Below are 26733 nucleotides of genomic sequence, written 5' to 3'. Positions count from 1 at the left end.
TTAAAGCTTTCTAATATCTGATCGGATTAGCTATCCTTCTTGGTCGTTCAGGACCTGCAAAAGGGCCGACAAGCCCAGTGTGTAACTCGCTGCGCCAAAACCCGCGATTTGTCCGACAGCAACAGGTGCGATGACGGAAGTATGACGAAATTCCTCCCTGGCATGAATGTTCGATAGGTGAACTTCCACTGTCGGAATACGGGCAGAACTGATGGCATCACGTACAGCATAGCTGTAGTGAGTCAGTGCTCCCGGGTTAAGAAGTATGCCGTCCGCCTGTCCAATAGCTTCATGAATACGGTCGATGATAGCACCCTCATGATTAGACTGATAGAAGGTAATACCGATACCGGCGAGATCCGCCTGTTTACGCAAATTATCTTCGATCGCCTGCAGGCTGAGTGAACCATAAATGCCCGGTTCACGGAAGCCGAGCAGGTTTAAGTTCGGTCCGTTTATCACCCATATGGATTTCATAGGGCTTCCCACCTTTTCGTCAAATAACCAAATGCTATTTTACCATAGGCGGGATAGGGTTGAGAAGTTTTTCTTGCCTAGCCCGCCACCTTCTTCGGTTCGCGCAGTTTCTCATCGGTGAATTCCTGCGCAGTCGTATAACCGATAAATAGTCCCCATAATATAAAAATACAAACCTCAGAGATGTTGGTATCCCAAGGCAGCTTCTTCACCGGGTCCGTCAGCCGAATCCATGGATTGAGCGCGACAAACAGCACCGCCCACCATACGATTCCATACGCAATCCCGGGCCATGGGCCCTTCAGCTTCCTGAACAAGGTGACATAGATGAGGGAAGCGATGACGGAAAACGCGATAAAGGACAGCCAACCGGCAATTTGGCCAGCTGCCGCCTTGAGGAACTCATGCTTGAAGAATGGCTCCAGCAAAAAACCTGGCAGCACCTTCGTGAATTTTAGCCAGTAAAATATCCAAAGCACGGCCCCCCAGATCAGACCTGCATAATAGCCCAGCTCCAAAGCAAACGTAAACGGATTGGTGACCTGGTTCTGCTTGCGAAATTGATGTTCATGCATCTAGTGATTCTCCTCTTTTTCAGTTATCGAATGCCCGCTGTTACTCCATTTCGTCTCTGAAGGTAGTATGCTCCGCTTCCCCTGCCCTAATCCAACTAGAAATTACTTTCAAAATTCGATACAATAGTTCATAGAACGAAAAACATGTCAGGGAGGGTGAACTGGTTGTCCGATAAGTCAACCCCGATCAGCTATGGAGGCCAAGCTGTAATCGAAGGCGTTATGTTCGGCGGCAAGCATGTGAATGTGACGGCCGTGCGGCGTAAAAATAACGAAATCAAGTTTCTCGAGGTGCCTCGCGAAGACAAGGCTTGGGTTCGAAAGCTGCGGAAGATTCCGCTTCTTCGCGGCATCGTCAGTCTCATAGATTCTACAATTAAAGGTTCCAAACATTTGAATTACTCTGCGGATGCATATGCTGACGATACCCTGGAGCCGGAAGAACGTGAGAAACAGAAGGAGAAAGAAGACTCAGGCTGGAGTCTAAGCATGATCATCGGTGTGGCCGCCGTCAGCGTGCTTTCCTTTATATTCGGTAAGCTGCTGTTTACACTCGTTCCTGTTTTTGTAGAGGATTTCTTTTTTGGCGATACATTTGATCACTATATTGTGCATAACCTGATTGAAGGCGCAATTAAATTAATACTGCTGCTCGTGTATTTATGGGCAATCTCCCAGACACCTGTCATTAAAAGACTGTTCCAGTACCACGGTGCCGAACACAAAGTCATCAGCGCATTTGAAGCCGGCGAAGAGCTGACGGTGAAGAACGTTCAGAAATATACACGACTGCATTATCGCTGCGGCAGCAGCTTCATGATGCTGACCATTGTTCTCGGCGTTGTCGTCTACTCGGTGGTGCCATGGGATACCATGACGCAGCGGGTCATTCAAAGAATCGCGCTTCTTCCGATCGTGCTTGGCGTTTCCTTTGAGTTCCTGAAACTTACCAATGCCATGCGAGACATGCCGGTACTCCGTTTCCTCGGATATCCCGGTCTGTGGCTGCAGCTTTTAACGACGAAGGAACCTACTGATGATCAAGTTGAAGTATCCATCGCATCCTTTAACAGAATGCGTGAGTTAGATGCTCAATACGAGAATGTTACAGTTCACCAATCTGTGACAGGAAGTGTGCTGGATCCCGCGAAAGGGTGATAATCCATGAGAAGGCATGCGATCATTTTTTGGACGGCGATCACGTTAGCCGCCATAGGGCTACTGGTATTCCTGCTAGACCCTGGATCAAGAATGAATATTATGATTCCACTCATTATTGTGGCTGTCGTGTATGTGCTCTATAAGTTCCCGCCTCGTCGTTTTAACAAGCGGCCCAAGGTGAAACCTTCCAAGCGAACGGCTGCTAAGCTGGCGGCTAAACATAGCACCGCACGGAAGAGCAGTCCAGCTGCAAAACGCAAACAGTACCCGTTTCAGGTTATCGATGGGCAAAAAGGAAAACCGGACCCGTCCGATGATGTTCCAAAATATCACTAACTAGAAAACCGTCCAACCGTGCAAACTCATGCCGGCCGGACGGTTTTTTAATGTTCGGATTTCCAGCGGTCGAAAAACATCGTACCCGCCGTTAATCCCGAATTGTATAAATTCTCGCTTTCCTCCTTGGTCAGATTAAAATGAGTGGTACCAATGCCAAGCGTCGGAATTTTAATCGTTCGATTGCGATTTTGCTGTTCAATATAACGTTCATCGTGAGCGGAAAGCATCGTCTCAAACATGGCGGTTAACATACCGATCGGGCCTTCGATCAAATGGGGCAAGTTGCTATTCTTCCCGACCATCTGGAAGCCAAGCACGGGCAGCGGCTTAGGTCCCCCCTTCGACTCGCGATCAAAGAGCCATAACGGAAAGTTGCTGAGCAGTCCCCCATCCACAATGTATACAAATTGTTCGCCGAACGACTTACCTTTAGCGGCCCTGCCCAATAAGCGAAGAATGACGGGATCGAAAAAATACGGAATGCTGCAGCTCATGCGCACAGCCTTGGCCACGGGAAATGTTGCAGGGTTTATGCCATATTGGCGAAGGTCGTCCGGAAGCACCAGCAGCCTTCCATTCGTAATGTCCGAGGCCACAATATACAGCTTGCCTGCCGGGATGTCCGAAAACGTAAATATCCCTTTGGCAAGCAGGATTTCCCGAATCCAGTTCTCCAGGGCTTCTCCGGAATACAGCCCCTTCTTAATCAACACCCGCAAGGCGGGACCGATAAACTTCGTATTAAAGATCGGTGCTCGCTGGAGAAACGAATGAAAAGGCGTCTCCTCAATAATGCGCTTGATCTCGTCTGCCCGGTAACCTGCTGCCAGCACGGATGCCACGATCGAACCGGAGGATGTTCCGGCAACACGGCTGAATTCCATGCCGGCATTCTCCGCCGCCTTGACAGCCCCGGCAAGCGAGATCCCCTTCACTCCCCCACCTTCAAATACCGCATTAATTTGCATATAAAATCCCCCGCCTCACATGGTCTAATGACTATGTATGAGCGCGGGGGATGTTTCATACCTATGGGACGTGCCGATTTATCTATAATATGATTGCAATTGATCTTTAATGCCTAACGGATTGCTTAAAATATTCTCTGCTCTAAAGAAAATGCTGCCTTTAACCTCGGCATAATTCTGATTGTACTTCAATTGATTGATGATCTCCGATGCGCTCTGCCAACCGATTTCGCTGGTTCCCAGTTTGTAGGGGGCATGACCGATCAAGAGATCTACGCCGGTTCCTTGTACTTCACTGGCCCACCAGTCCACCAGCTTATCGTAGTCGGCGGCCGGATTACTCATGCTCCAATAGATTTGCGGAGCCACGTAATCGATCCAGCCGTTCTGAATCCAGGCCCGTACATCAGCATACATGCTGTCATAAGCCGTCACGCCGGCTTTCGTATCCGATCCCGTCTTATCCACGGACTGGTTACGCCATACGCCGAAAGGACTGATTCCGTACTCAACGTCGGGTTTCACACGGTGAATGCTCTCACCGAGCGATTGCACAAAGGCATCGATGTTTCCGCGACGCCAATCTGCAAGGTTTGCGTAAGCACCTTGATTGTATTGGCGGTATGCCGCATCATCTTTGAAGACCGTATTGGATGGGTAGAAGTAATCATCCAGGTGAATACCGTCAATATCGTATCCGTTAACGACCTCCATAATGGTATCGATAATATGCTGACGAGCTTCCGGGATCCCTGGATTGATGTACAACTGCTTGCCGGTGTTCACGATCCAATCCGGGTGACTGAGCGCAACGTGGGATGGATCGAGCGATGCTGTCAAAATATCGGTGTTTGCCCGGAAAGGATTAAACCATGCGTGGAACTCCATATTCCGTTTATGCGTTTCCTCAACCATGAAAGCTACCGGATCATACCCCGGATCTGCTCCTTGAATGCCTGTCAGCACCTTGGACCATGGCACCATAGTGGATGGATACAATGCATCGCCAGCCGGACGTACCTGCACGTACACCGTATTGATGCCAACTTCCTGGAGCGAATCCAGCAAGGCGATATAAGATGCCTTTTGCTGTTCTGCACTGGTCTTTGTTTTCGGCCAATCCAGATTGAACACCGTGGATATCCAGGCCCCTCTGACTTCATCCCCCGTGGATACCGGTGGTGGAGGAACAACGTCCGTGCCTGTGGTCAGCGAGATACGCTGTGCCGCTTGGTTCCATTCAACCAGCACACCCAGATTCTCGCTGATAAACCGCAGCGGAACCATAACCCGGCCGTTCTTAAGTTCAACCGATGCATCCAGTGCTACGGATGAGCCGTTCACAAGCGCGGTTTTGCTGCCGGATGTCAATTGCAGACTCGAGCCGTCCAGCCCGATCGTTACTGTCTTTAACTTCTGATTCCAAGCTACCGAAGCGCCCAGGCCTTCACTGATAATCCGCGTAGGAACCATGGTTACATTAACCTTCGGCAATATGTAAGGAGATACGTCACTGTTTAAGGTTACACCGTCCAACTGAATACTGATAGGAGCTGCCTTCGCTTGCGCAGTTGGGACCACCGACGGGAGACACAATAGTAACATGATCAGCACCAACAACCATCTACGAAGCTTCATTTCTATTAATCCTCCGAAAATATGAAATTTGCAGGTAATCTAACTTATTAATATAACACTAGAAATATGACGGTTCAGTTTAAAAAAGCATCTGTCACAAGCGGACAGATGCCACATTACGATTCGTTGACTAATTCGTTATGAACGTCACGCAAATCCTGAAGTCGATTCTCATCGCGCTTGAAATACTCCACAAGCGTCTCAATTCTCGTAATGGAATCCCAGCTTAAATGATGCTCGATTCCCTCAACATCCCTATAAATATTTTCATCCTGTACACCTATCATCTCAAGGAATTCCTCAAGCAAATGATGACGTTCCATGAGCCGTTTGCCCATTTTTTTACCTTTGCTGGTCAAAACCAAACCGCGATATTTTTCATAGATCAAATATTCGTCTTTGTCCAGCTTTTGAATCATCTTCGTGACGGATGAGGGGTGAACCTCCAAGCCTTCGGCAATATCCGAAACGCGCGCATATCCTTTTTCGTCGATCAACTTGTAGATGCGCTCCAAATAATCCTCCATGCTAGGTGTCGGCATCTTATTCCCTCTTTTCTATAATTACATAACCCGTGCAAAACACTGTTTTACCTGCACTAGTAATGATACATGTTTTGGAGACCGGTTGGCAAGTCCTGGCCCAATCCTATGTCAATAATGACTTATGATTGAACCAGTCTTCCGCTCAATTTTAGAATTTAAGCCACTCCGGCGTAATGCCTTGCAGCCAAATCGTAATTTTGTACATTTGATCTGTAAAGAGCAGAACCCCCATCAATATCATCAAGACGCCGCCGACCTTCATCAGCGTGCTTGAATACTTGAGAATCCAGCGGGTCGAGCCGATGAAAAAAGCCAGGATGAAAAATGGCACTGCAAACCCCAGGGAGTACGAGGTAATCAGCGGGAACCAGGTTCCCGGATCGGAAGCTGCCAGCGCGATGATGGCCGTTAAAATCGGGCCGACGCATGGCGACCAGCCTGCAGCAAACCCGATGCCAAACAGAAATGTTCCTATGTATCCGGTCGGTTTGGATTTAAAATTGAATTTCCGGTCCTTCATTAAAAACTTGGGCTGGAAAATGCCAATGAGCATAAGTCCCATCACGATAATCAGCAGCGCAGACAGCTGACGGATCAAGTCTTGATATTCCGTGAAGAACTCCCCGAATAGGCCTGCCCCCCAACCGAGGGTGTAATAAACAGCAGAAAACCCAAGGATGAACGCAAGTGTATGCGTCATGGTCCGGAATCGGACCTCCTTGCGGTTCTGTTCGTTCTTCAAGTCATTAACCGACATGCCTGTAATAATCGATAAGTAGGACGGGTACAGCGGTAAACAGCATGGAGATATAAAAGAAGCAAAACCGGCAGCAAACGCGATGCCGATATTAATATCAGCCATTTTATTTCAGAACCCCCTTATGTCGTAAAGCCCTTTTTGCCGACAAGCGTAATGATAAGCAGGCTGATCAGCAGCAGCACGATGGTCGCACCGGGTGCCAGATTAAATACGCCCGCAAGCATCAATCCCCCGATAACGGCAATTTCGGAGATGATGACCGATAATACGATAGAGCTTCGGAAGCTTCTTGCCAGCAGTAAACTGATTGCTACCGGAATCACCAACAATGCGGATACCAGAAGCGCGCCCACAATTTTGATGGCGGTGCTTACGACAAGCGCTGTCAGTACCGTAATGATCATGTTCATCATTTTGACAGGCAGGCCGCTGACACTGGCCGCGTCCTCCTCGAAGCTGAGAAGGAAGAACTCCTTGAAGAACATCACCACAACCGCAATGACAACGACGGTTACACCGCCCACCATATAAATATCCGTGGAATCCAGCGTATAGATGCTGCCGAACAAATAACTCATAACATCCGTATTATAGCCCATTCCCAGGGTGAAAAACAGCGAAGCAAGCGCAACGCCGCCAGACATAATAATGGCGATTGACAGCTCGGCATAACTTTTATATGCCTTTCGCAGCTTCTCAATCGCAAACGAGGCCAGCACCGCGAACACAAGTCCTGCGGCAAGCGGATAAACTTCGATCAGAAAGCCTAGCGCCACACCCGCAATCGTGACGTGTGACAACGTATCGCCGATCATGGACAGCCTGCGCAGCACGAGGAATATCCCGATAAGCGGGGCTGTTATACCGATCAGAACCCCTCCGATCAGCGCCCGCTGAAAAAAATCGCTAAACAAAATATCAAGCAATGATAACGTCCCCTTCTCCTGCTTCAAAAAGTTTGTTTCTATACATTATACGAGCGAATGCTGCAGATCCACTTCCGCGCAGTTTTCGATTTCATGAGAATGCCTTACAAAAAACTGAATTTTTCCGTTCTGCGATACCGGCGATTCTCCCAGGTAGTCTTTGACCATGTCCAAGTCATGGGTGACCATCAAAAACGTCATGTGATGATGGGCATGCATATGGGTAATCAGTTCAAAGAATCCGGCCTGGGTCTCGGCATCAATGCCGATCGTAGGCTCGTCCAGTATGAGCAGATCCGGACGATTGATGAGCGCCCGAGCGAGAAACACGCGCTGCTGCTGTCCCCCGGACAGTGCCCCGATCCGCTTATCGGCAATATCCTGAATGCGCATCACTTCCAGAGCGTCCTCACATTTCTGGTGGTCCAGGCGGTTCAAACGGCGAAACATTTTCTTCCGATTATATAGCCCGGACATAACGACTTCACGCACTGTGGCCGGGAACAGCGGATTAAACGAATTTTTCTGCGGAACGTACCCGATTCGCTCCCAGTCCTGAAACTTGCGGATCGGCTGACCGAAAAGTTCGATAGACCCTTCGGCGGCAGGCAGCAATCCAACGATCATGCGGAGCAGCGTCGTTTTGCCTGCCCCATTCGACCCGACAATACCTACGAAGTCCCGCTCTTTTATGGTGAAATTGAGATCCTTGATCACCTGTTGCTCGCGGTAATGAAAGGATACATCCTTGATTTGTACAATAGGTTGGTGGCAATCCTGTGCTGCCGGCTCCATAACCAGGCCGCCTTTCTCTCTGTAGTCTTTCTATCTAAATATATGAACATTATAAACATTCATAACACGAAAGAAGAGGGGGATATGCTCCCCCATCTTCCTTATTGTAAAGCCTTCGTTAGATTTTGCAAATTTTTCTCCATCAGCGTGAAATAATTCTCGCCGCCGCTCGCCTGCTCCTTAGTCAGTCCCTCCACCGGATTCAATACCAAGGTTTCCACGCCCGCTTCATTTGCCAGCGTTTTGGCAAGTTTATCCGATACGAGCTCTTCGAAGAAAATATATTTAACTTCCTTCTCTTTCACCGTCTTGGTGAGGTTCACAATATCCTGCGCCCTAGGCTCCGCGTCCGGCGAGAGTCCCATAATCGCATGCTGCGTCAAGCCGTAATCCCGGCATAGATAACCAAACGCTTGATGGGATACGACAATGTCTTTCTTCGGCATTTTGGACAACTCGCTTGTGAAATCATTATCCAGTTTGACCAGCTTCTCTTTAAGGGCTTCAAAGCGCTGTTCATAACCGTCCTTATGCTCAGGATCCACCTCGACAAGACTATTCTTGATATTCTCTGCCATGACCAGTGCCGATTTCGGGCTTACCCATGTATGCGGATCCGTATGATGTGTGTCTGTGCTAGTCTCGGCGGGCTCTTCTTCGTGTTCATGGCCTGCATGGCCTTCCTCCGCGCCTTCCTCGTGGCTGTGATCGTGCTCTGCTGCGGCGCCTTCCTCATGACCGTGGTCGTGCTCCTCTTCATGAGCTGCTTCCCCGTGTCCATGACCATCGTCTCCCACGGCATCGATCAGCTGGATCCCGTGACTGACTTCAACCGGCTTGACTTGCGTGTCTTTATCAAGTCCCTTCAAAAATCCGGGTACCCAGCCTTCCAGCCCGGCACCGTTATAGAGAAACAGCTGGGCCTTGGAAGTATTCACGATATCCTGGCTGCGCGGTGTCCAATCATGCGGCTCCACGCCCGTTGGCAGAAGATTTACGACATTGGCGTCATCCCCGCCAATCTCCTTCGTAAATTCATATATTGGATAAAAGGTCGTAATGACGTTTACCTTGCCCTCTACAATGCCGCCGCCGGATTTACTTCCGCACCCCGACAGGATGAGTACCGCCAGTAAGATAGAGGTCACACTCCAGGTCCAACCGGTAAGTTTGTTCTCTCTCTTTCTCTTGTTCATGTTCATCTCCCCATATCCGCTCCGTTCAATTAATCGTAATCTTTACTAACAAGATTATAAGAGCAGGCAAACCTAATTGTCAACCAAATCGTAAAAATTACTATTAATTTTCAATAGAGATGTTATATACCCCGTATTAAAAGAAAAAATAACGGCGTACCCTTTAACAGGGTACACCGTCTATCGCGACTTAATTCAATGCGGAGCATTTTATTTGACAACTGCGCCGTTAGGCATGCCGTCCGGTACGGTTGCAAGCGTCAGCTGGTCGCCGTGGGAGGCGGCCAGAATCATGCCTTGCGACATTTCGCCTCTAAGCTTCACCGGTTTCAGGTTCGTTACGCAAATCACTTTGCGTCCAACCAATTCCTCCGGTGTGTAAAACTTCGCAATGCCGGATACCACTTGCCGCTGCTCAAATCCGAGATCGAGCTGCAGCTTAAGGAGTTTGTCCGCTTTCTTGACCGGCCCGGCAGCGATCACCTGCGCTACGCGCAGCTCTACCTTGGCAAAATCCTCAATGCCGATTTCCTCTTTAAGCTCCACAGGCTCCTCCGTGCTCTCGGCGGACGAAGCTGCTGCCGAGGTCGAAGGCCCTTCCTGGGCGGCCTTCGTACCGCCTGTCATCGCCTCGGCGATGTATGCCACTTCCTGCTCTGTGTCCAGTCGTGGGAATATCGGCTCGCCTTTTTGAAGCTTCGTTCCAGCCGGTATGGCTCCGAATTGGCGTCCGCTCTCCCATGTTGTCCATTCGCCTTCCGCCAGGCCAAGCTGATCCCACATTTTCTTCGGCGTACGGGTCAGGAACGGCTGCAGCAGGATTGATGCTACGCGGAGCGTTTCCACCAAGTGACTCATGACGGATGCCAGCTCATTCCGTTTGTTCTCGTCTTTGGCCAGTGTCCAAGGCTGGGTCTCATCGATATATTTGTTGCTGCGGCTGACAAACTGGCTGATGGCCGTCAACGCAACCGAAAATTCCATATTCTCCATAGCGGTTTCGACTTTCTCATAAACCGACTTAGCCGCTTCCTCGATTGCTGCATCAAACGGCGTTACGCCTGCGGAGAAAGCCGGAACTACCCCGTCAAAATATTTATCCACCATGGCCACGGTACGGTTCAACAAGTTACCCAAGTCATTGGCCAGGTCGGAGTTCACCCGTTCCACGAAGCTTTCCGGCGTAAAGGTGCCATCCGCTCCGAATGGAACTTCACGCAGCAGGTAATAACGAAGCGCATCAAGACCATACCGGTCAATCATCGTAACCGGATCGACCACATTCCCCTTGGACTTGGACATTTTCCCGTCCTTCATCAGCAGCCAGCCATGGGCAAACACCTTTTTCGGAAGCGGAACATCGAGCGCCATCAGAATGATCGGCCAATAGATCGTATGGAAACGGACGATCTCCTTACTCATCAGGTGTACGTCGGCCGGCCAGTATTTGTCATACAGGCTGGTGTCCTCTGTACCGTAACCAAGTGCCGTTATATAGTTCAGAAGGGCGTCAATCCACACATAGATCACATGTTTCGGATCGCTCTTCACTTTCACGCCCCACTCATAGGTCGTACGGGACACAGCCAGATCCTCAAGACCCGGCTTAATGAAGTTGTTGATCATCTCATTCTTGCGGGATACCGGCTGAATGAAATCCGGATTCTCCTCGTAATACTGGAGCAGGCGGTCCACATATTTGCTCATGCGGAAGAAGTAGCTCTCTTCCTTCACAAGCTCAACAGGTCGCCCACAGTCCGGACAGTTGCCGTTGACAAGCTGGCGCTCCAGGAAGAATGACTCACAAGGCGTGCAGTACCATCCTTCGTATTCACCCTTGTAAATGTCATCCTGCTTCAGCAGACGTTCAAATACCTCCTGCACAACCGTGGTGTGGCGCTGCTCCGTGGTTCGAATGAAATCTTCGTTCGATATGTCCAGCTTCTTCCACAGGTCCTTGATGCCGGCCACGATGTCGTCGACGAACTGCTGCGGGGTTTTTCCAGCCTCCGCCGCTTTGCGTTCAATCTTCTGTCCGTGCTCATCGGTCCCCGTCAAATAACGAACATCGTATCCGCGAAGCCGTTTGTAGCGGGCCATCGCGTCGCCGGCCACCGTAGTATAAGCGTGGCCGATATGCAGCTTATCGCTTGGATAATAGATTGGCGTTGTAATATAAAACGTCTTTTTGTCTGCCATTGTAACCTTCCTTTACCGTGAAATGGATTGTTTGTATCAGGCAATCTTTATGAAAACAGCAGTAAACAGCAAAAAACCCCCGTCCCCATGGGACGAGAGTTGTTCTCACGTGTTACCACCCAAATTCCCTGTCCCCTTACGGGTAACAGGCTCATCTGCCGTCATCCGGCCGTCCATTAACGCTGGCTCACGCCGCTCCTTTACGGCAGCCTTATTACCCGGACTGCAGCGCTCAAAAGCGGATCCTCCAAGACCATTTTCCGAAATTAGCCAAGACCGGTTTCCAGCTGCTCCGGCTCTCTGTTCAAGGCAAGCTTTCCGTACTTATCTCTTCCTCGGATATACCTATAATTTCTTACATTTTAATCAAACGGGCTGCGGCGTGTCAAGGTTAGCCGCGAACCGTCGAATGGCCATGACCAAAAAGACAGGATGCATTCCGTTCCGTATCCATTAGGATACCCCAAAAAACGCTATTTCTCTGTCAATGAAGACGACACCTTATCCTTGCGCGGCGGAACCATATCAATGCCGCCTGGATGAAACGGATGGCATCTTGCTATTCGCTTGGCCGCCAGCCAGGAGCCCTTGAGCGCGCCGTGCACCTCAATCGCTTCAAGAGCATAGGCCGAGCAGGTTGGATAGAATCGGCAAGTCGCCGGTTTCAACGGAGAGATGAATTTCCGATAGAAGTGTATCGGCACCTTCACCACCCTGCGCGCTGTGCTCATGCCCGGCTATCCCGCTTTCCTGCACTGGCTGGTGAAGTTTCATTATCCGCACTGTCCTTGCCGCAGTCCCGGCAGTAGCCGAACACTTCGAATTTATGCTGAACCACCTGGAAATCATCCGGCGCATCGGTCAGCTGCATCGGGCAAAACGTAATCGGGTACGTCTTCTGGCACTGCAGGCAGATCATGTGATGATGGTGATGTTCTTCGCTGCAGCGTCCTCGAAACTTGATGCCTTCCTCGAACACAACCTGCTCCAATACGCCAAGCTCGTACAATACCCGAAGATTCCGATAGACCGTATCAAAGCTCAAACCGCTGTATTTCCGGCCCATATATTCGTATACATCCTTGGCCGTCAAATATCCAGGATGTTCCCCAAACAATTTGGCAAGTGTCTTGCGCTGATCAGTAATGCGCAGCCCATGTTCCGACATGGCGTCGATGATCTGTTCCGTCGTAAGCATACGGAGGTAACCTCCTCTACTTGAAGATACTCTCTTCTTATAATGCCTGAAAAATAAGACAGCGTCAATGAAAGCGGTTGTGTATAGGCTAAACGCCTGCAAGGTACTTCGCCTGTGGAAGACAAATGTCTGGGATATGACAAGGTCCCTCGGCAAGAACCAACAAAAAGGACAGCCCTAACCATGTTCTGGCTAAGCAGGCTGTCCCATTGCTATAAATGATGAATGGATTAGTTCTTCAATTGCGGAAGCGGCTGGAGCAGAATGTTGATTGGCAGACTGCTTCCCGGCGCCGCCGTAAACAGGATTTCCACGGTCTGCTCGTAATTCCCCGTACGATAGAGAACGGCAGCTTCATTCGGCGCAGATACAGCGCCTCCGCTTGTATTCGGCGTCTGAATGATATTTCCGTTCACCATCATCGCACCCATGTACTTGCCTCCGCGCGGATTCAGCGTGATCAGCGTATTGGGTGCTACGCGGTGCAGCTTGATTTTGTACAGTACACCGAAGTTCCCGGCATTGGATTGATATGAACCGTTTATGCCGTCATACCCTTCCAGATTCGGATCGTTTGTCTTGTCACCGAGCGCGAGACGGGTAGGCGTGTTGCCAACCAAGTCATAGGATTCAATGATCCGTGTCGAGTCCGGATACGTTCCCCGGTTATGAACGCCATCGCTCGGATGAAGCTTCAGGTAAGGCAGCTTTTGAATCGGATCCTTGGCTTCATCAATCATGATGACATCATATCGGATCGGCGAGTCGGAATAGAGATCAGCAAACATGGAGAGCACCTGCTGATTCTTCAAGGTTTGCGAACTCAAGTCTTGCAAAATGATCCGGCTTTCCCCAGGGGCGAGCGAGATCGTCTTGAATGCATCCGCTGACTGCATGGACTCGAGGTAACGCTGGACAGCCGCTTTACCCGTGGCTGTCGGGATATTGATCGGACCGCCCAAACCGGTATACTCGGTGGTCAGTCGCGCCGTCATCGTGTTGATGTTGGTGGCGACGACATACATCTTCATATTCTTCCCGGTAGCGTTCAAGTGGTGAATCATGAATCTCGTGCTGGCATTGCCGACCTCACGGTAGACAATCCCCTCTTGATAGACGGTTTCCGGAGAGTTGCTGCGAATCAACAGATACGGTTCGGAGCTTCTCGTAATTGGCATCAGTTTCCATGTCGGAACAGCTGCTCCGTCAAAGGTATATTTGTCACCGATGCCCGTAAATAATTGATTGAATTGATCGCGCGTATACAACACTTCACTCGTAACATTGATGATCTTCTCGTATGAGCTGGTTGCTCCATGTTTATCGGTAACAATCAGCAGCACTTTATGCGTTCCTGCCGTAAAAAAGGCCTGATCGTTGTTCTCCCACTTATACGTAAGTTCATCGCCAGGATCGTTGTCATAACTCATATTGATGTACGTTATTTTCTCGCCGATCTTATATTCCTGTTTGTCTGTTTCGAACATGGCAACAGGCGGCGTGTTCGGTGCGGATACTTGAATGCTCAATATATACGGGTCGCTCCACTCCCCGCTGGAATCCTGTACCGAGTAGGAAACCGTGTGCACGCCAGGTTCGTCAAAAATCTCTTCCCGGCCTTCCCAATGCTCGTCAACAATAGCCAGGCCCGTCGGCGAATAGGCATTCGTCTTATACGTTACCGTTGTTTGTCCGGCAAGGATCTCACCAGGCTGCACCGTGAAGGAAGCTACCGGCTTGGAGCTCAGGCTAAGGATAACCCGTTTGTTCGGCTGGTCCACCCGATAACTAATGTCCAGCGCCTGCGTAATGCTGGTCAGCGGGACCATGAACGTATTGTTGGACTGGTATGCCGGTCCCTTCATTGATTTTCTGACCCCGTTCACCGTGTATACGCTGCTGTTCGTCTTAAAACGAAGCTCATCGTTACCGCGGATAATAATCGTTTCCTTTGTCTTTCCGTCATAAGTCAGCTTCAGGCCGACACGATCGACAAGGGAGCGAATGGCAACATAGGATACGCCGTTCTTGACTGCCATTGGCTGACCTGCCGTATACGCTTTCCCGTTCTGATACATCTTGTTGCTGTTCATCATCAGGATGAGGTCATTCGGACCCAGGTTCGGTATATTCGGAACCTCGCTGCCAGTTCCCCCGCCGTTGTTTCCGCTTGGCTGTTCGCCGTTATCGTTGCTGCCCATACCGGATAAATCAAGAATAACCTTCTTCTCGGATTGGTTCACCTGGTATGGAATATCAAGCGCTTGCGTGATCGCGGTTAACGGAACCATAAACACATTGCTGCTCTGGTAGGCAGGGCCTTTCATCGGACGAACCTGTCCGTTGACTTTATAATGGCTGCTTCCTGTCGTAAACCGAAGTTCATTGCCATCCTTAAGGATGATGGTTTCCTTCGTTTTGTTATCGTAAGACAGCTTCAGTCCTGCACGTTCAACCATGGCGCGAATGGCGACATAGGATACCCCTTGCTTCACAGCCATCGGCTGTCCCGCTTTGTATTTCTTGCCGTTATGGTACATCACATTGCTGTTCATCATCAGCACAAGTTCATTCGCAGAAAACTCGGAAGTGCTGACTTCGGGCTTGTCTCCGGATGGGCTGCCCTCTTCGTTCTCTGATACCTCATTATCGGAAGGATCGTTTTGCGTGTCCTCCTGCTGTTCATTTGATGCAGAAGGTTCGGCATTCGGATCGCTAATCGTGCCTTCAACTGAATCAGAAGGTGTTTCCTTTGGCGTTGCCGATGTTTCCTCCGCTTGCTGCAAGTCCGTCTGTTGTTCTCCACTCTGCTGGCTTTGTCCTTCCACCGGGGACTGCAGCGCTGATTGGCTATTTAGCGCCGGAGCTGTAATATCCGGTGATTCAGCTGCCGCGGGAAATGCCATGGATACCTGGGCCGCGGCAAGGACTGTAATCATCGAGATTCTCTTGAAATTCATTCTCTACTCCTTTAAAACACTCAGTATAGTCTGTCTGCCTCTATTGGACATACTATTAGACGCGGACTTTCCCGAAAAGTTGCTCAGAAATGGCTGGAAAATAGGAAAACCGGAGCATTCCTAGGTAGGAAGACTCCGGTTCCAGCAACCTTTATTTAATTATTGACATAGTCCTCATTACATCTCCAGCCTAGCGGATAAGCCTCGCTGATCCCCACCGGGAGCCTACCCTCTGGCGTAACCTGTCCTATCAAGACACCCGCGGCTGCATTCATATAAAAAGGTGTATTCTCGTAGCTGCACACATACGTCGGAACCGGGGGAAGATCATTGATATCATAAGGATTACGGGTAGCGACGATAACAAGGGCCACATCCTCAAGTTCAGCCAGCTTGTTCACCAGCTTCTGCTGGCCGGCGGGAAGACGGCTCTCCGAGGTGTACGTAGCGACTACAATCTGTTTATATCCTTCAGCTGCCTTAACGGCTTGCTCTACCTCTTCATCGGACATATCCGTTCCGACACGCAGATCGTCTGCCTGAACCCCGTAACTTCTCAAGGCATCCCCTAAGGTGTAGCTTTTGCTCCATGCTTCATCCACCTGGGTTGCCTGAAGCAGTTCAGGCCAGATCACAGCGACGGCTTGCTCCGGCTTAAGAGGCAGCTGCCCTTCGTCTTTCACCAGCGTGATGCCTCTGCCTGCGATTTGAGCCAGCCATTGTTTGGTCTCTTCCGCCACCTCGCCAATCGGATAGACCGGTAGCGTCTCTGCGAGTTTCGCATTACGCTGCTTAAGCGCCAATATCCGCTCTACAGACGTATCGATCAGATCCTCTGAAAGCCTTCCGCTGCGGACAGCCTCAATGACGGCCGTAATCGCCGCCGTCTGCTCGGATAAATTGTGGCTGACCAGTACGCAGTCCGCACCCGCTTCGATCGCGCGAATCGCGCCCTCCGGAATGCCGTACTCTTTGGAGATCGCATGCATCTCGAGGCAGTCCGTTATGATCAGTCCTTCAAACCCCATCTCTTCCCTCAGCAACCCCGTTAACACGGCATGAGAAAGCGTTGCCGGCAGATCACTCGACTCTATGGCCGGGAAACTGACGTGAGCCGTCATGATGGCGTCCACACCGTTCCGGATCGCTTGCGCGAACGGATACAATTCCACGTTGCGAAGCCGTTCCAGATCATGCGGTACAGAAGCCCGCCCGAGATGTGAATCGACGCTGGTATCGCCATGACCCGGGAAGTGCTTGGCCGTAGCGGACACGCCTTCTTCCTGATATCCCTTAATGGCCGCAGTCCCAAGCGCGGCAACAGCTTGGGGATCCTCGCCGAAGGAACGCACGCCGATGACCGGATTACGAGGATTGTTGTTCACGTCGAGGCAAGGAGCGAAATTCATGTTCACGCCGAGTGAACGCAATTCGCGCGCCCCGATTTGGGCTACCCTGTACGAATCCTCTGCGCTGCCCGCTGCTCCAAGCGCCATATTTCCCGGAATGCGGCTGATGCCTTCATAATCAATCCGGGCGACCATACCGCCCTCCTGATTTATTGAGATCAGAAGCGGGAACTTTTGACGGGCCGATGCGAGCTGCTGCAAGGACTCTGACAGTTCGGCAAGCTGAGGCAGCGTTTTCACGTTCCGGCGAAAATAGCAGATGCCCCCAACCTGATATTGTTCGATCAGTATTTTGGCGTGCTCATTCGGCGTTAAGGCGTTGAAGCCGCATATAAACATTTGTCCTACCTTTTGTTCTAACGATAAATCTGCTGCCGTCCATTTCATTGATTTCATACCTACTTTCTATCCATTTAAAGGACTTTGCAAGCCAAGCGGGATTGATCTAATGATGACTGTAGCAGCCTGCATGGGCCCTATCAAAACCTATACCGTTGCCTCCCCGGACATTTCCCGGAATTCGGATGGCGTCATACCGGTAGCCTTTTGAAATACCTTGGTAAAATACCGCCGCTCATGATAACCGACAAAGGAGCCGATCTGCGCGATGTTCTTGTCGCTGTTCACTAACAGGAATTTGGCCGCCTCCATCCGCTGTCTCGTCAAGTACTCCACGAAGGTAAGTCCGACATGGTTCTTGAACAATAAACAGAAGTAACTGGAGCTGATCCCTAAATGCTCTGAAAGCTCCTCAATCCCCAAATCCTGTCCCATATGGGTATTGATATACTCCAGAGCAGACGTTACCAATTGTTCCGGCGTTTTCTTAGCGGCTTCAGGATTCGGAGCCTCATCGATTAGCGAAACGGTACTGTAATACTTCTCTTTCGCCCTCTTCTTGCGGATCTCCTCCCCGATCTCCCGAATCTTCATCTCAAGCTCACCGTAATGAATCGGCTTGCTGATATAATCCTTGACGCCCAGCTTAATCGCTTCCCTGGCATATTCAAACTCCTGATATCCTGTTAACAAAAAGATTTCCGCCCGGCTTCCTTTCTCCCGAATCTTCGTAATAAAGGTCAGGCCGTCCATGACGGGCATCCGGATATCGCACAGAATCAGATCCGGATTATACTGGTCCGCTACTTCAAGTGCTTCCATCCCGCTTCGGGCAAGTCCGACAACCTTCATGCCCATCTCTTCCCAAGGCAGAACCTTGCTGAGATTGTTCAGGATGGGAGCCTCATCATCAACTAATAATGCCTTCAACATGCTGCCCTTCCCCCCTGTCATAATTGGGTATGACGCATTGTATAACGGTGCCGCCGGGGCGGCTTGAGCATATGAACAGACCGTAATAATCCCCGTACTGAATACGAAGCCGGTCAGCCACGCTCCGCAGTCCAAGTCCCCGTCGTTCCTGGTTCACTTTGAGATTCTGCATCGTCGTCTGTTCGGATCCGTTATCCTCGGACACCATATATTCAAACATGGACAACTGCTCAGAGGTCATGCCGAGTCCGTTATCCTCTACCCGAATTATGACATTACCGAGTTCCTTCCAAGCAGAGATGCGTATCCATCCTGTATAAGAAATGCCTTCAAAGCCATGCTGTATGCTGTTCTCAACCAGCGGCTGCAGCGTCAGCTTTAAGATGCGGCTGTGCATAAGCTCTTTCGGCACGTCAATCTCGTATTCGAACAGGTCCTCGAACCGAAACTTCTGGATTTCAAGGTAGCTCTGCAAGTGCCTGATTTCTTCATCCAGCGTAATTTCTTCCTTCTCCTGTATACTGATCCGCAAGATGCTGGCAAGCCGGTAAACCATTTCGCTGACCTTGCGTCCTTCATTCTGTACAGCGAGAACGTTGATCGATTCCAAAGTGTTAAAGAGGAAGTGCGGTTTGATCTGCGCTTGCAGCACACGCATCTCCGCGTCGGTCTTCTGCCTCTGCTCCTTTTTGATCTGCGCAAACAGATTGTTGATCCGGTTCATTAAATTGTTGAACCCTTTCGACAGCAGCAGCAGCTCATCCTCTCCCTTCTCTTCAACTCTCGCATTCAAATCCCCATCTTCCACGCGGCGCATAAACCGTACGATGACAGCAATCGTCCCGGTAATCCGATTCATGAACAGACGGTTGAACACAATCGCAGTAACCAGACAGAGTCCCATAATGACGAAGAACCACTTGGCAAAGGAGGTCACCTCCTGTGATAGCGAGTCCCAGCTGGTCACCGAGACGAGATTCCAGCCGTAATCATTCAGATGATAGATGGATACTATATTCTCCTTGCCGTTAAACTTGGCTTTAAAACTTTGGTAGCCTTGCTTAAATTCAACGTCATGCTTCATATATTGACTAATATTTTGGCCATCCATATCGTTATTGGGATCAAATAAAATGAAGCCTTCATTGTTGACCAACATAAACGATGTGTTCTGCAGATTGTTAGGCAGTGTCAGATGACGGAAAATCTCTTCAAACTCCCACCTTTTGATCTGGACGACAAGAATCCCCAGTTTGCGGAGTGTCGTGACATCCTTAATCAGCCTGATCTGTGTGAATACCGGCTCCGCCCCCGTCAATTCCGGAAATTCGTGCGGAGCCAGCCATTTGGGAATGCCGTTAAGCTGAACCACCTCTTCATATAAAGGACTATTCTTAAATTCTTCATAAGGCAGCGTCCTGAAATCTTCTTTACTGAATATAGGTATCGGTGATGACTCTTTATTAAAATGATATAAAAACGCATAGCTGATCGCTGGATGATTATATAAAAGATTCCGAAAGCTCCGCTGTCTGTCGTTCAATTTCAGCTGGTCCGCATTGGATTCCTTAATCAGGTTCTGCGCATCGGGATCCTTGGCGTTCAGCGCCATAGCGAAGACGGAGGTGGCGATCCCGTTATCCGTGACGTACTCCATCTCTTTAAACACGCTCAGAATGCTGTAGCTGATCGCTTTGAGCGAATATTCGGCCTGCTGGCTGTACTTTTCCTCTATCGAATTGTAGGTAATAAAGAATGTAAATAGGCCCAGCACAAATAACGGAATAATAATGAGCCCCAAAAAGGCCGTGAATAGTTTGTTCCGCAAATTCATACGCATGCTCCTGCTCCTAGGATTACCCCTTGACGCTTCCTGCAGTGACGCCTTCAATGATCTTCTCTTGCAGCACGGCATAAATGATAAGGACCGGCAGCACGCTGAATATGATACCCGCAGACATTTGTGCGTAGTTCATATTGTAGGCGTCCCTGAATCCGACCATTCCGACAGGCAGCGTTCTCAGTTCATCATTCGACAGGAAGTAGTTAGCAAGCAAGAATTCGTTCCAGTTACCCAGGAAATTGATGATAAATACGGTAACGATGGCCGGAACGGTCAGAGGTAAGATAATTCTAGCAAACAACCCTCCGGACCTCAATCCATCAATAACCGCAGCCTCCTCGATTTCACCGGGCAGCGAGCGCATAAAGGCAGCCAGTATAATAACCGAGAACGGGATGGCATTGGCAACATACGGCAGAATCAGAGCCAAATGCGTATTCAAAATATCCAACTGCCTCATCATGCCGTATATCGGCAGCATGAGAGAGTTATTCGGAATCAGCATGCCTATCAAAATACATTGAAAGACGATGGCGCTGATCCGGTTGTATCTCATCCGCGTCACGGCAAAGGCCAGCATCGCTGCAAACAGAATCGACAAGCAAGCTGACAGCACGCCGATATATAAGCTGTTCCAGAAATACGTGCTAATCTTGGCGCTCACCCATGCGTTCACATAGTTATCAAATACCAGCGTGTTAGGCAAACCAAAAGGGTTCGTTGCAATGGACTGGTTATCTACCTTCACGGAAGAGAACAGGACGAACAGGAATGGGTACAGTATGACGAGCAAGTATGCCATCAGAAAAATGTGTGGGATCAGTTTCTTTATTGCTCTCATCAGTATTCAATCCTTTCGTTGCGTCTTGCGACCAGCACCTGGTAGAGCACCGTTACAATAATCGTAAAGAGGAAGATCAGCACGGCGATTGAATTGCCAAAGCCATGCTTGAAGCTCGTAATCGCATATCGAATCATATATGTTGCCATAACGTCGGTTGAGCCGGCCGGCCCTCCCTTAGTCATAACCAGAATAATGTCCGCCGCTTTCATGGCTCCCGCGATCGACAGCATGATCACAACAGAGATAATTGGCATAATTAATGGAAGCGTGATTTTGGTTGCTCTTTGGACGCCTGTCGCTCCATCAATTGCCGCAGCCTCATCAAGCTCTTTGGGTATGGATAAAATTGCGGCAAGCACCATCACGATGTAAAAGCCGGTCCATTGCCACGCGTTCGTGATCAGGATGGCAATCATGGCCCATTTTCGATCCGATAACCAGTAGATGGGCTCAATGCCAACCAGCCCTAAAATCTCATTCATCAAACCAAAGTCCGGGTTGTAAATGAATCCCCATAAAATGCCGATGACGGCCGTCGACATGATGGATGGAGCAAAAACCGCCGTTTTATAAAGCCCCTTCAAACGCTTCACGTTTGCGATTAACAGGGAGAAGAATACGATTGTCGGAACCTGGATCAAACAGGAAAAGAGAATGAAATAAACGTTGTTCCTGACCGCCTTCCAAAAAGCATCGTCATTCAAGGCGGTCACATAGTTATCGAACCCAATGTACTTCACATCTTTGGAGATGCCGTTCCAGCTCGTAAAGCTGTTGTCAAACGCAGTAAAGATCGGGTATATGAAAAAAGCCAGAAACAGCAAGAATGCCGGCAGCACAAAAACGATGTAAATCAGAGGATTTCTCAGCGCTTTGTTCATGGTAACCTCCGTATTTATGTCTGATGTTGTTTAGGCGAAAGGGCACCCCCATGTACCGCAGCGGGTGGTGCCCTTTCGTCTAGAATTTTGGTTATTCCTCTGAAGCATTGGCCGCTTCTTGCGCTGCCTGCACATTCTCGAGCATCTTCTCGGCATCAAGCTCGCCGCCGATGACCTGCTGAATTCCCATGCTCAGTGCGGTGTTCACGTCTGCTTGAACAAGTGCATCAAAGGCAGGGAAGGACTTGTTGATCTCACTTACGCCTTTGAAAATGTCTTGCATAAGCGGATCGTCCGAAGTGGAGTTCATTGTGGCCAGATCCATCTTCATCGCTGGCAGTACACCGTCTTCTTTCAATCCGCGAAGCTGCATTTCATCTGTCCACATATTTTTGATGAATTCTTTAACCGCTTGAAGTTTACGAGGATCTTCTGCAACCGCTGCCGAGAATCCATATCCGTTGTTTGCATCCTGCATGACAATGACAGGGTCGCCCTCATTAACCGGAGGCAAGTTGAAGTATCCGACCTTACCTACCATGTCACCCGCTTGGGCCGGATCTCTAAATACGGAGTTCGCCCACGATCCGTCCATCATCATGATGGCTTCGCCGGTAATCATTTGGTTTCTCATATCCGCATACTCGAAACCGAGCTCGCCTTTTTTGAAGTATCCTTTTTCAACCCACTCTTGGTGCTTCTTCACACCTTCAACGACTTTCGGATCCGTCCATTTCGTTTCTCCTGTCTTAAAGCCGTAAGTAACCTCTGGCCCCGCGTAATAGCTCCACAAGTTATTCGTGGTCATGAGCGGAATCCAAGCATCCTTGGAGGATTGCGCAAACGGAATCTTGCCGTCGGCTTTGATGGTTTCGGCAATTTGCTCTAATTCAGCCAAAGTTTTTGGTACGCTCAGGCCTTTTTGCGTGAAGTAGTCCTTGTTATAGAAAATACCTTCAATGGAACCGCCAATCGGCAATCCGTAGATCTTGCCATCATGTGTGAACGGGTCTAGCGTAGTAAATTTTTCTTTAATGCCCAGTTCATCCAAAATCGGAGTCAAATCGAGCATCAAGCCTTCTTTGGAATATACGCCTGCATCGGGGCTGCCGAACACATCGAACACTTCCGGCGGCTTACCGGCTGCCATCTCGCCTCTCAGCTTCTCTTTACGGTTCACTTCAGAGTCTACAGCGTCCAGCTTGATTTTCAGTCCGGGCACCGCCTCTTCGGTCTTATTGACCACATCATTCAGCAATGCGAGACGAAATTTCTTGGATTCACCTACTTGCGTATGGCGGATGGTGATTTCAAACGGCTCGTTGCTTGCCGTTCCTTCCGAACCACCTGACGGCTTCTCTGCTGCCTTGTCACCGCCGCCGCACGCAGACAAAAGCGTGGATGAGACGAACAGAAGCGACATTAATAATGCCAGACCCTTTTTCTTCATTGTCTTTGACCCTCCCGAAGTGTTTGTATATTTGATAGGCACTTTCCTTACATCTTCATTATAGAAAGCGATTGCATATTCCGATAGGTCGACATTTTTCTATCCAAGGGATAAAATCCTCTACAAAAAACAATAACCCTTCCATTAATAGGAAAGGTTATTGTTATTAATCATAACATATTATGTTTAGTATTATGCAGCTGAAATCATTACTGGACAGTCTCTATGTTCTCGGGTATTTCGCCAATCAACTGGTAAGCGCGCGCCACTTCCTCTTCGGATGGTGAAGGAACGCCCTCTAATGGATAAGCCATACCGAGCTCCTTCCATTTATACACGCCCATCTGATGATATGGCAAGATTTCGAATTTCTCGACGCCGTGCAGCGTCCGAATAAATTGACCTAGCTCAATCAAGTCTTCTTCGCTGTCATGGATGCCTGGCACATATACGTGCCGGACCCACATGCTCCGACCATGTTCGGACAGCCAGCGGGCGGTCTTCAACGTCCGTTCATTGGACTTCCCGGTGAGCTTGATATGCTTCTCGTCGTTGATATGCTTCAGATCCAGCAGCACCAAGTCGGTATGCTCCAGCAATTCCGATATTTTCTCCGGTTCATTATAGCCGTTGCTGTCCAGCGTCGTATGCAAATTCCAGCGTCGCTTCACTTCCTTGAACAGCTCCGTGACAAAAGGATACTGCAATGTCGGCTCACCGCCGGAGACGGTTAACCCGCCGCCCGATGATCGGTAGTAGCTCAGATAAGGTTCAATCTCAGCCAACACGTCCTCCACCGTCATCTCGCGTCCTTCATGCAGTCCCCAGGTATCCGGATTATGGCAGTATTGACACTTCAAGAGACAGCCCTGCATGAAGAGCACAAAGCGGATACCCGGACCGTCCACCGTTCCGAACGTTTCTATGGAGTGTACATGACCTTTTAGCATGGTGCGTCATCCTTTCTGTATCCGCTATGGTAGTCTTCGATCCTTACATCGATCCGTGGAACGTACGGTTGATGACATCAAGCTGCTGTTCGCGCGTCAGTTTGACGAAGTTGACCGCATAACCGGATACCCGGATCGTTAACTGCGGATAATTCTCCGGATGCTCCATCGCATCCATCAGCTGCTCCCGGTCAAATACGTTGACGTTCAGATGGTGCGCCTTGCTGCCAAAGTAACCGTCCAGCATCGAAACCAGGTTGTTCACACGGATATCACTTTCTTTGCCAAGTGCTTTTGGCACGATCGAGAACGTATTCGAGATGCCGTCGAGACTGTCCTCATATGGCAGCTTGGCCACGGAGATCAGCGAAGCGAGAGCTCCCTTCTTATCGCGTCCGTGCATGGGATTCGCGCCTGGTGCAAACGGCTCGCCTGCCTTACGTCCATCCGGCGTGGTTCCTGTCTTCTTGCCGTATACCACGTTCGACGTAATCGTGAGGACCGATTGGGTTGGCATGGCATCACGGTAAGCCTTGTGCTTGCGAATCATGCTCATGAAGACCTCGACCAGCTCAACGGCGATGCTATCCACGCGATCATCGTTGTTGCCGTAGCAAGGGAACTCGCCCTCGATTTCAAAATCCACCGCAATTCCTTGCTCATTGCGTACCGGTTTCACCTTTGCGTATTTAATCGCGCTCAGTGAATCCGCTGCTACGGACAGGCCAGCGATGCCGCATGCCATCGTGCGCAGGATATCCCGGTCGTGAAGCGCCATTTCAATCCGCTCGTAGCTGTATTTGTCATGCATGTAGTGAATCACGTTGAGGGTATTCATGTAGAGCTTGGCGAGCCATTCCATCATCGGCTTGAAGCGCTTCATGACCTCATCATAACTTAGAACTTCCGCGGTGATGGCCGGATATTCCGGTCCAACCTGGGCGCCGGATTTCTCATCCTTACCACCGTTGATTGCATACAGCAGCGCTTTGGCGAGGTTTGCTCTGGCTCCGAAGAACTGCATCTGCTTTCCGATCCGCATCGCGGATACACAGCAGGCGATGCCGTAGTCATCCCCGTAGATCGGACGCATAAGATCATCGTTCTCATATTGGATCGAGCTGGTTTCGATCGATACCTTCGAACAGTATTTTTTGAAGGCCTCCGGAAGCTTCTCCGACCACAGCACCGTCAAGTTCGGTTCCGGCGCAGGTCCCAAATTGTACAGGGTGTGCAGGAAACGGAAGCTGTTCTTGGTCACTCTCGTTTCACCGTTTACCGACATGCCGCCGATGGATTCCGTCACCCACGTTGGATCTCCGCTGAACAGCTCGTTATAATCCGGCGTACGCAGGAATTTCACGATCCGAAGTTTCATTACGAAGTGGTCGACCAATTCCTGGGCTGTTTCTTCCGTCAGTTTGCCTTCAGTCAGATCCCGTTGAATATAAATATCAAGGAAAGAAGATACCCGGCCAAGCGACATGGCAGCGCCGTTTTGCTCCTTGATCGCGGCCAAATAACCGAAATACAGCCACTGGAATGCTTCCTTCGCCGTATTCGCAGGTTTGGAAATGTCATAACCATGCATAGCCGCCATTTCCTTCAGTTCCTTGAGCGCCCGCATTTGTTCAGACAATTCTTCCCGCAAACGGATGATCGGCTCATCCATGGCATCCACTTCAAGCTCGGCGAGTTCTCTCAATTTGTCCTGAATCAGCGCATCCACGCCGTATAACGATACTCTGCGATAGTCACCGATGATACGTCCACGGCCGTAAGCATCGGGAAGTCCCGTAATAATCCCGGCCTTGCGCGCTGCTCTCATCTCAGGAGTATAGGCATCAAACACGCCCTGGTTATGCGTTTTGCGTATGCCGTTAAAGATGTCCACAACCGCCTGCGGCATTTCAAAGCCGTATGCGTTGCACGCATCAATCATCATCCGGATCCCGCCAAAAGGTTGAATCGAGCGCTTGAACGGCTCATCGGTCTGAACGCCGACAATCTGTTCTTTATCCTTATCCAAATAGCCAGGTTGATGGGAGGTGATGGTTGAAGGTGTATGGACATCCACATCCAGAACCCCGCCGTTCTCACGTTCCTTCTTGGTTAAATCCGATACGATATCCCACAGTGCTTTGGTGTTATCCGTGGGTCCTGCCAAAAATTCATCAGAGCCATAATAGGGAGTAATATTCTCTGCAATAAAATCATTAACGTCAATTCGCTTGGTCCATTTACCTGATTTAAAACCTTTCCAGCCTGCTTCTCTTTCAATCACCGACATATTGAATCCCTCCTAGATTTGCTGGGGCTTGCAAGGACAGACGGGGCCACACCTTGA

General features: G+C 49.8%; 23 protein-coding genes. 2 read left to right on the top strand and 21 right to left on the bottom strand.

Annotation, left to right across the window (positions count from 1 at the left end; all coding sequences use genetic code 11):
- Positions 1–30: 30 nt before the first annotated feature.
- A complete protein-coding gene (gene aroQ / locus ACQKPA_RS20155; protein ID WP_098742943.1) occupies positions 31–477 on the bottom strand; it encodes a type II 3-dehydroquinate dehydratase in 447 nt (148 codons plus the stop codon).
- Positions 478–554: 77 nt separating this feature from the next.
- The gene (locus ACQKPA_RS20150; protein ID WP_427494284.1) at positions 555–1052 is read right to left on the bottom strand and encodes a YqhR family membrane protein; all 498 of its coding nucleotides are present in this window, start codon (positions 1050–1052) and stop codon (positions 555–557) included.
- A 165-nt stretch (positions 1053–1217) separates the two neighbouring features.
- Between ACQKPA_RS20150 and ACQKPA_RS20145 the strand changes: the two genes are divergently transcribed.
- Positions 1218–2210, top strand: a complete 993-nt coding sequence (locus ACQKPA_RS20145; RefSeq protein WP_427494283.1) for a DUF1385 domain-containing protein — start codon at positions 1218–1220, stop codon at positions 2208–2210.
- Between the two features lie 6 nt (positions 2211–2216).
- Complete coding sequence (locus ACQKPA_RS20140) at positions 2217–2549, top strand: hypothetical protein (RefSeq protein WP_216530911.1); 333 nt, start codon at positions 2217–2219, stop codon at positions 2547–2549.
- 47 nt (positions 2550–2596) lie between these two features.
- On the opposite strand, the gene ACQKPA_RS20135 is transcribed toward ACQKPA_RS20140, so the two are convergent.
- From ACQKPA_RS20135 to pflB, 19 genes are all read right to left on the bottom strand, one after another.
- The gene (locus ACQKPA_RS20135) at positions 2597–3520 is read right to left on the bottom strand and encodes a patatin-like phospholipase family protein (protein WP_427494282.1); all 924 of its coding nucleotides are present in this window, start codon (positions 3518–3520) and stop codon (positions 2597–2599) included.
- Between the two features lie 78 nt (positions 3521–3598).
- A complete protein-coding gene (locus tag ACQKPA_RS20130) occupies positions 3599–5158 on the bottom strand; it encodes a family 10 glycosylhydrolase (RefSeq protein WP_427494281.1) in 1560 nt (519 codons plus the stop codon).
- A 116-nt stretch (positions 5159–5274) separates the two neighbouring features.
- Complete coding sequence (gene mntR / locus ACQKPA_RS20125; protein ID WP_009591262.1) at positions 5275–5700, bottom strand: transcriptional regulator MntR; 426 nt, start codon at positions 5698–5700, stop codon at positions 5275–5277.
- A 151-nt stretch (positions 5701–5851) separates the two neighbouring features.
- Complete coding sequence (locus tag ACQKPA_RS20120) at positions 5852–6565, bottom strand: cytochrome c biogenesis CcdA family protein (RefSeq protein WP_009591263.1); 714 nt, start codon at positions 6563–6565, stop codon at positions 5852–5854.
- Between the two features lie 17 nt (positions 6566–6582).
- Entirely contained in the window at positions 6583–7389 is an 807-nt protein-coding gene (locus ACQKPA_RS20115; RefSeq protein WP_100536222.1) for a metal ABC transporter permease, read from the bottom strand.
- Positions 7390–7434: 45 nt separating this feature from the next.
- Entirely contained in the window at positions 7435–8184 is a 750-nt protein-coding gene (locus tag ACQKPA_RS20110) for a metal ABC transporter ATP-binding protein (RefSeq protein WP_071223831.1), read from the bottom strand.
- 101 nt (positions 8185–8285) lie between these two features.
- Positions 8286–9380, bottom strand: coding sequence for a metal ABC transporter solute-binding protein, Zn/Mn family (locus ACQKPA_RS20105; protein WP_427494280.1), 1095 nt, complete (start codon positions 9378–9380; stop codon positions 8286–8288).
- Between the two features lie 210 nt (positions 9381–9590).
- The gene (gene metG / locus ACQKPA_RS20100) at positions 9591–11579 is read right to left on the bottom strand and encodes a methionine--tRNA ligase (protein WP_427494279.1); all 1989 of its coding nucleotides are present in this window, start codon (positions 11577–11579) and stop codon (positions 9591–9593) included.
- A gap of 473 nt (positions 11580–12052) precedes the next feature.
- Positions 12053–12310, bottom strand: a complete 258-nt coding sequence (yidD, locus tag ACQKPA_RS20095) for a membrane protein insertion efficiency factor YidD (RefSeq protein ID WP_076320856.1) — start codon at positions 12308–12310, stop codon at positions 12053–12055.
- Complete coding sequence (locus ACQKPA_RS20090; protein WP_427494278.1) at positions 12307–12777, bottom strand: Fur family transcriptional regulator; 471 nt, start codon at positions 12775–12777, stop codon at positions 12307–12309. Before ACQKPA_RS20090 ends, yidD begins: the two co-directional genes overlap by 4 nt.
- 230 nt (positions 12778–13007) lie before the next feature.
- Entirely contained in the window at positions 13008–15737 is a 2730-nt protein-coding gene (locus tag ACQKPA_RS20085) for a stalk domain-containing protein (RefSeq protein ID WP_427494277.1), read from the bottom strand.
- 155 nt (positions 15738–15892) lie between these two features.
- On the bottom strand, positions 15893–17533 hold the full coding sequence (gene nagZ, locus ACQKPA_RS20080; RefSeq protein WP_427494374.1) for a beta-N-acetylhexosaminidase: 1641 nt from the start codon (positions 17531–17533) through the stop codon (positions 15893–15895).
- Positions 17534–17632: 99 nt separating this feature from the next.
- On the bottom strand, positions 17633–18418 hold the full coding sequence (locus tag ACQKPA_RS20075; protein ID WP_427494276.1) for a response regulator transcription factor: 786 nt from the start codon (positions 18416–18418) through the stop codon (positions 17633–17635).
- Positions 18396–20252, bottom strand: a complete 1857-nt coding sequence (locus ACQKPA_RS20070; protein WP_427494372.1) for a cache domain-containing sensor histidine kinase — start codon at positions 20250–20252, stop codon at positions 18396–18398. The genes ACQKPA_RS20075 and ACQKPA_RS20070 overlap by 23 nt, the downstream gene beginning before the upstream one ends.
- Positions 20253–20274: 22 nt before the next feature.
- On the bottom strand, positions 20275–21102 hold the full coding sequence (locus ACQKPA_RS20065; RefSeq protein WP_427494275.1) for a carbohydrate ABC transporter permease: 828 nt from the start codon (positions 21100–21102) through the stop codon (positions 20275–20277).
- Positions 21102–21986 carry a carbohydrate ABC transporter permease gene (locus ACQKPA_RS20060; RefSeq protein ID WP_427494274.1) on the bottom strand — a complete coding sequence of 295 codons (885 nt, stop codon included), beginning with the start codon at positions 21984–21986 and terminating at the stop codon, positions 21102–21104. The genes ACQKPA_RS20065 and ACQKPA_RS20060 overlap by 1 nt, the downstream gene beginning before the upstream one ends.
- A gap of 91 nt (positions 21987–22077) precedes the next feature.
- Positions 22078–23436 (bottom strand): ABC transporter substrate-binding protein, encoded by a 1359-nt coding sequence (locus ACQKPA_RS20055; RefSeq protein ID WP_427494273.1) that lies wholly within the window; start codon positions 23434–23436, stop codon positions 22078–22080.
- A 209-nt stretch (positions 23437–23645) separates the two neighbouring features.
- The gene (gene pflA / locus ACQKPA_RS20050; protein ID WP_427494272.1) at positions 23646–24386 is read right to left on the bottom strand and encodes a pyruvate formate-lyase-activating protein; all 741 of its coding nucleotides are present in this window, start codon (positions 24384–24386) and stop codon (positions 23646–23648) included.
- Between the two features lie 43 nt (positions 24387–24429).
- Positions 24430–26676, bottom strand: coding sequence for a formate C-acetyltransferase (pflB, locus tag ACQKPA_RS20045; protein WP_427494271.1), 2247 nt, complete (start codon positions 26674–26676; stop codon positions 24430–24432).
- Positions 26677–26733 lie beyond the last annotated feature (57 nt).

The organism is Paenibacillus sp. NPDC093718, assembly GCF_050279985.1.
Classification (GTDB): Bacteria; Bacillota; Bacilli; order Paenibacillales; family Paenibacillaceae; genus Paenibacillus_AQ.
Note: the sequence above shows the minus strand (reverse complement) of the source record. Positions and strands in the feature narration are given on the sequence as shown.

Bases quoted from the DNA above. Each gene is read 5' to 3' on its own strand.
- aroQ (WP_098742943.1), bottom strand. From the start codon at position 477: ATGAAATCCATATGGGTGATAAACGGACCGAACTTAAACCTGCTCGGC.
- ACQKPA_RS20150 (WP_427494284.1), bottom strand. From the start codon at position 1,052: ATGCATGAACATCAATTTCGCAAGCAGAACCAGGTCACCAATCCGTTT.
- ACQKPA_RS20140 (WP_216530911.1), top strand. From the start codon at position 2,217: ATGAGAAGGCATGCGATCATTTTTTGGACGGCGATCACGTTAGCCGCC.
- ACQKPA_RS20135 (WP_427494282.1), bottom strand. From the start codon at position 3,520: ATGCAAATTAATGCGGTATTTGAAGGTGGGGGAGTGAAGGGGATCTCG.
- ACQKPA_RS20130 (WP_427494281.1), bottom strand. From the start codon at position 5,158: ATGAAGCTTCGTAGATGGTTGTTGGTGCTGATCATGTTACTATTGTGT.
- mntR (WP_009591262.1), bottom strand. From the start codon at position 5,700: ATGCCGACACCTAGCATGGAGGATTATTTGGAGCGCATCTACAAGTTG.
- ACQKPA_RS20120 (WP_009591263.1), bottom strand. From the start codon at position 6,565: ATGGCTGATATTAATATCGGCATCGCGTTTGCTGCCGGTTTTGCTTCT.
- ACQKPA_RS20110 (WP_071223831.1), bottom strand. From the start codon at position 8,184: ATGGAGCCGGCAGCACAGGATTGCCACCAACCTATTGTACAAATCAAG.
- ACQKPA_RS20105 (WP_427494280.1), bottom strand. From the start codon at position 9,380: ATGAACAAGAGAAAGAGAGAGAACAAACTTACCGGTTGGACCTGGAGT.
- metG (WP_427494279.1), bottom strand. From the start codon at position 11,579: ATGGCAGACAAAAAGACGTTTTATATTACAACGCCAATCTATTATCCA.
- yidD (WP_076320856.1), bottom strand. From the start codon at position 12,310: ATGAGCACAGCGCGCAGGGTGGTGAAGGTGCCGATACACTTCTATCGG.
- ACQKPA_RS20090 (WP_427494278.1), bottom strand. From the start codon at position 12,777: ATGCTTACGACGGAACAGATCATCGACGCCATGTCGGAACATGGGCTG.
- ACQKPA_RS20085 (WP_427494277.1), bottom strand. From the start codon at position 15,737: ATGAATTTCAAGAGAATCTCGATGATTACAGTCCTTGCCGCGGCCCAG.
- nagZ (WP_427494374.1), bottom strand. From the start codon at position 17,533: ATGAAATGGACGGCAGCAGATTTATCGTTAGAACAAAAGGTAGGACAA.
- ACQKPA_RS20075 (WP_427494276.1), bottom strand. From the start codon at position 18,418: ATGTTGAAGGCATTATTAGTTGATGATGAGGCTCCCATCCTGAACAAT.
- ACQKPA_RS20070 (WP_427494372.1), bottom strand. From the start codon at position 20,252: ATGAATTTGCGGAACAAACTATTCACGGCCTTTTTGGGGCTCATTATT.
- ACQKPA_RS20065 (WP_427494275.1), bottom strand. From the start codon at position 21,102: ATGAGAGCAATAAAGAAACTGATCCCACACATTTTTCTGATGGCATAC.
- ACQKPA_RS20060 (WP_427494274.1), bottom strand. From the start codon at position 21,986: ATGAACAAAGCGCTGAGAAATCCTCTGATTTACATCGTTTTTGTGCTG.
- ACQKPA_RS20055 (WP_427494273.1), bottom strand. From the start codon at position 23,436: ATGAAGAAAAAGGGTCTGGCATTATTAATGTCGCTTCTGTTCGTCTCA.
- pflA (WP_427494272.1), bottom strand. From the start codon at position 24,386: ATGCTAAAAGGTCATGTACACTCCATAGAAACGTTCGGAACGGTGGAC.
- pflB (WP_427494271.1), bottom strand. From the start codon at position 26,676: ATGTCGGTGATTGAAAGAGAAGCAGGCTGGAAAGGTTTTAAATCAGGT.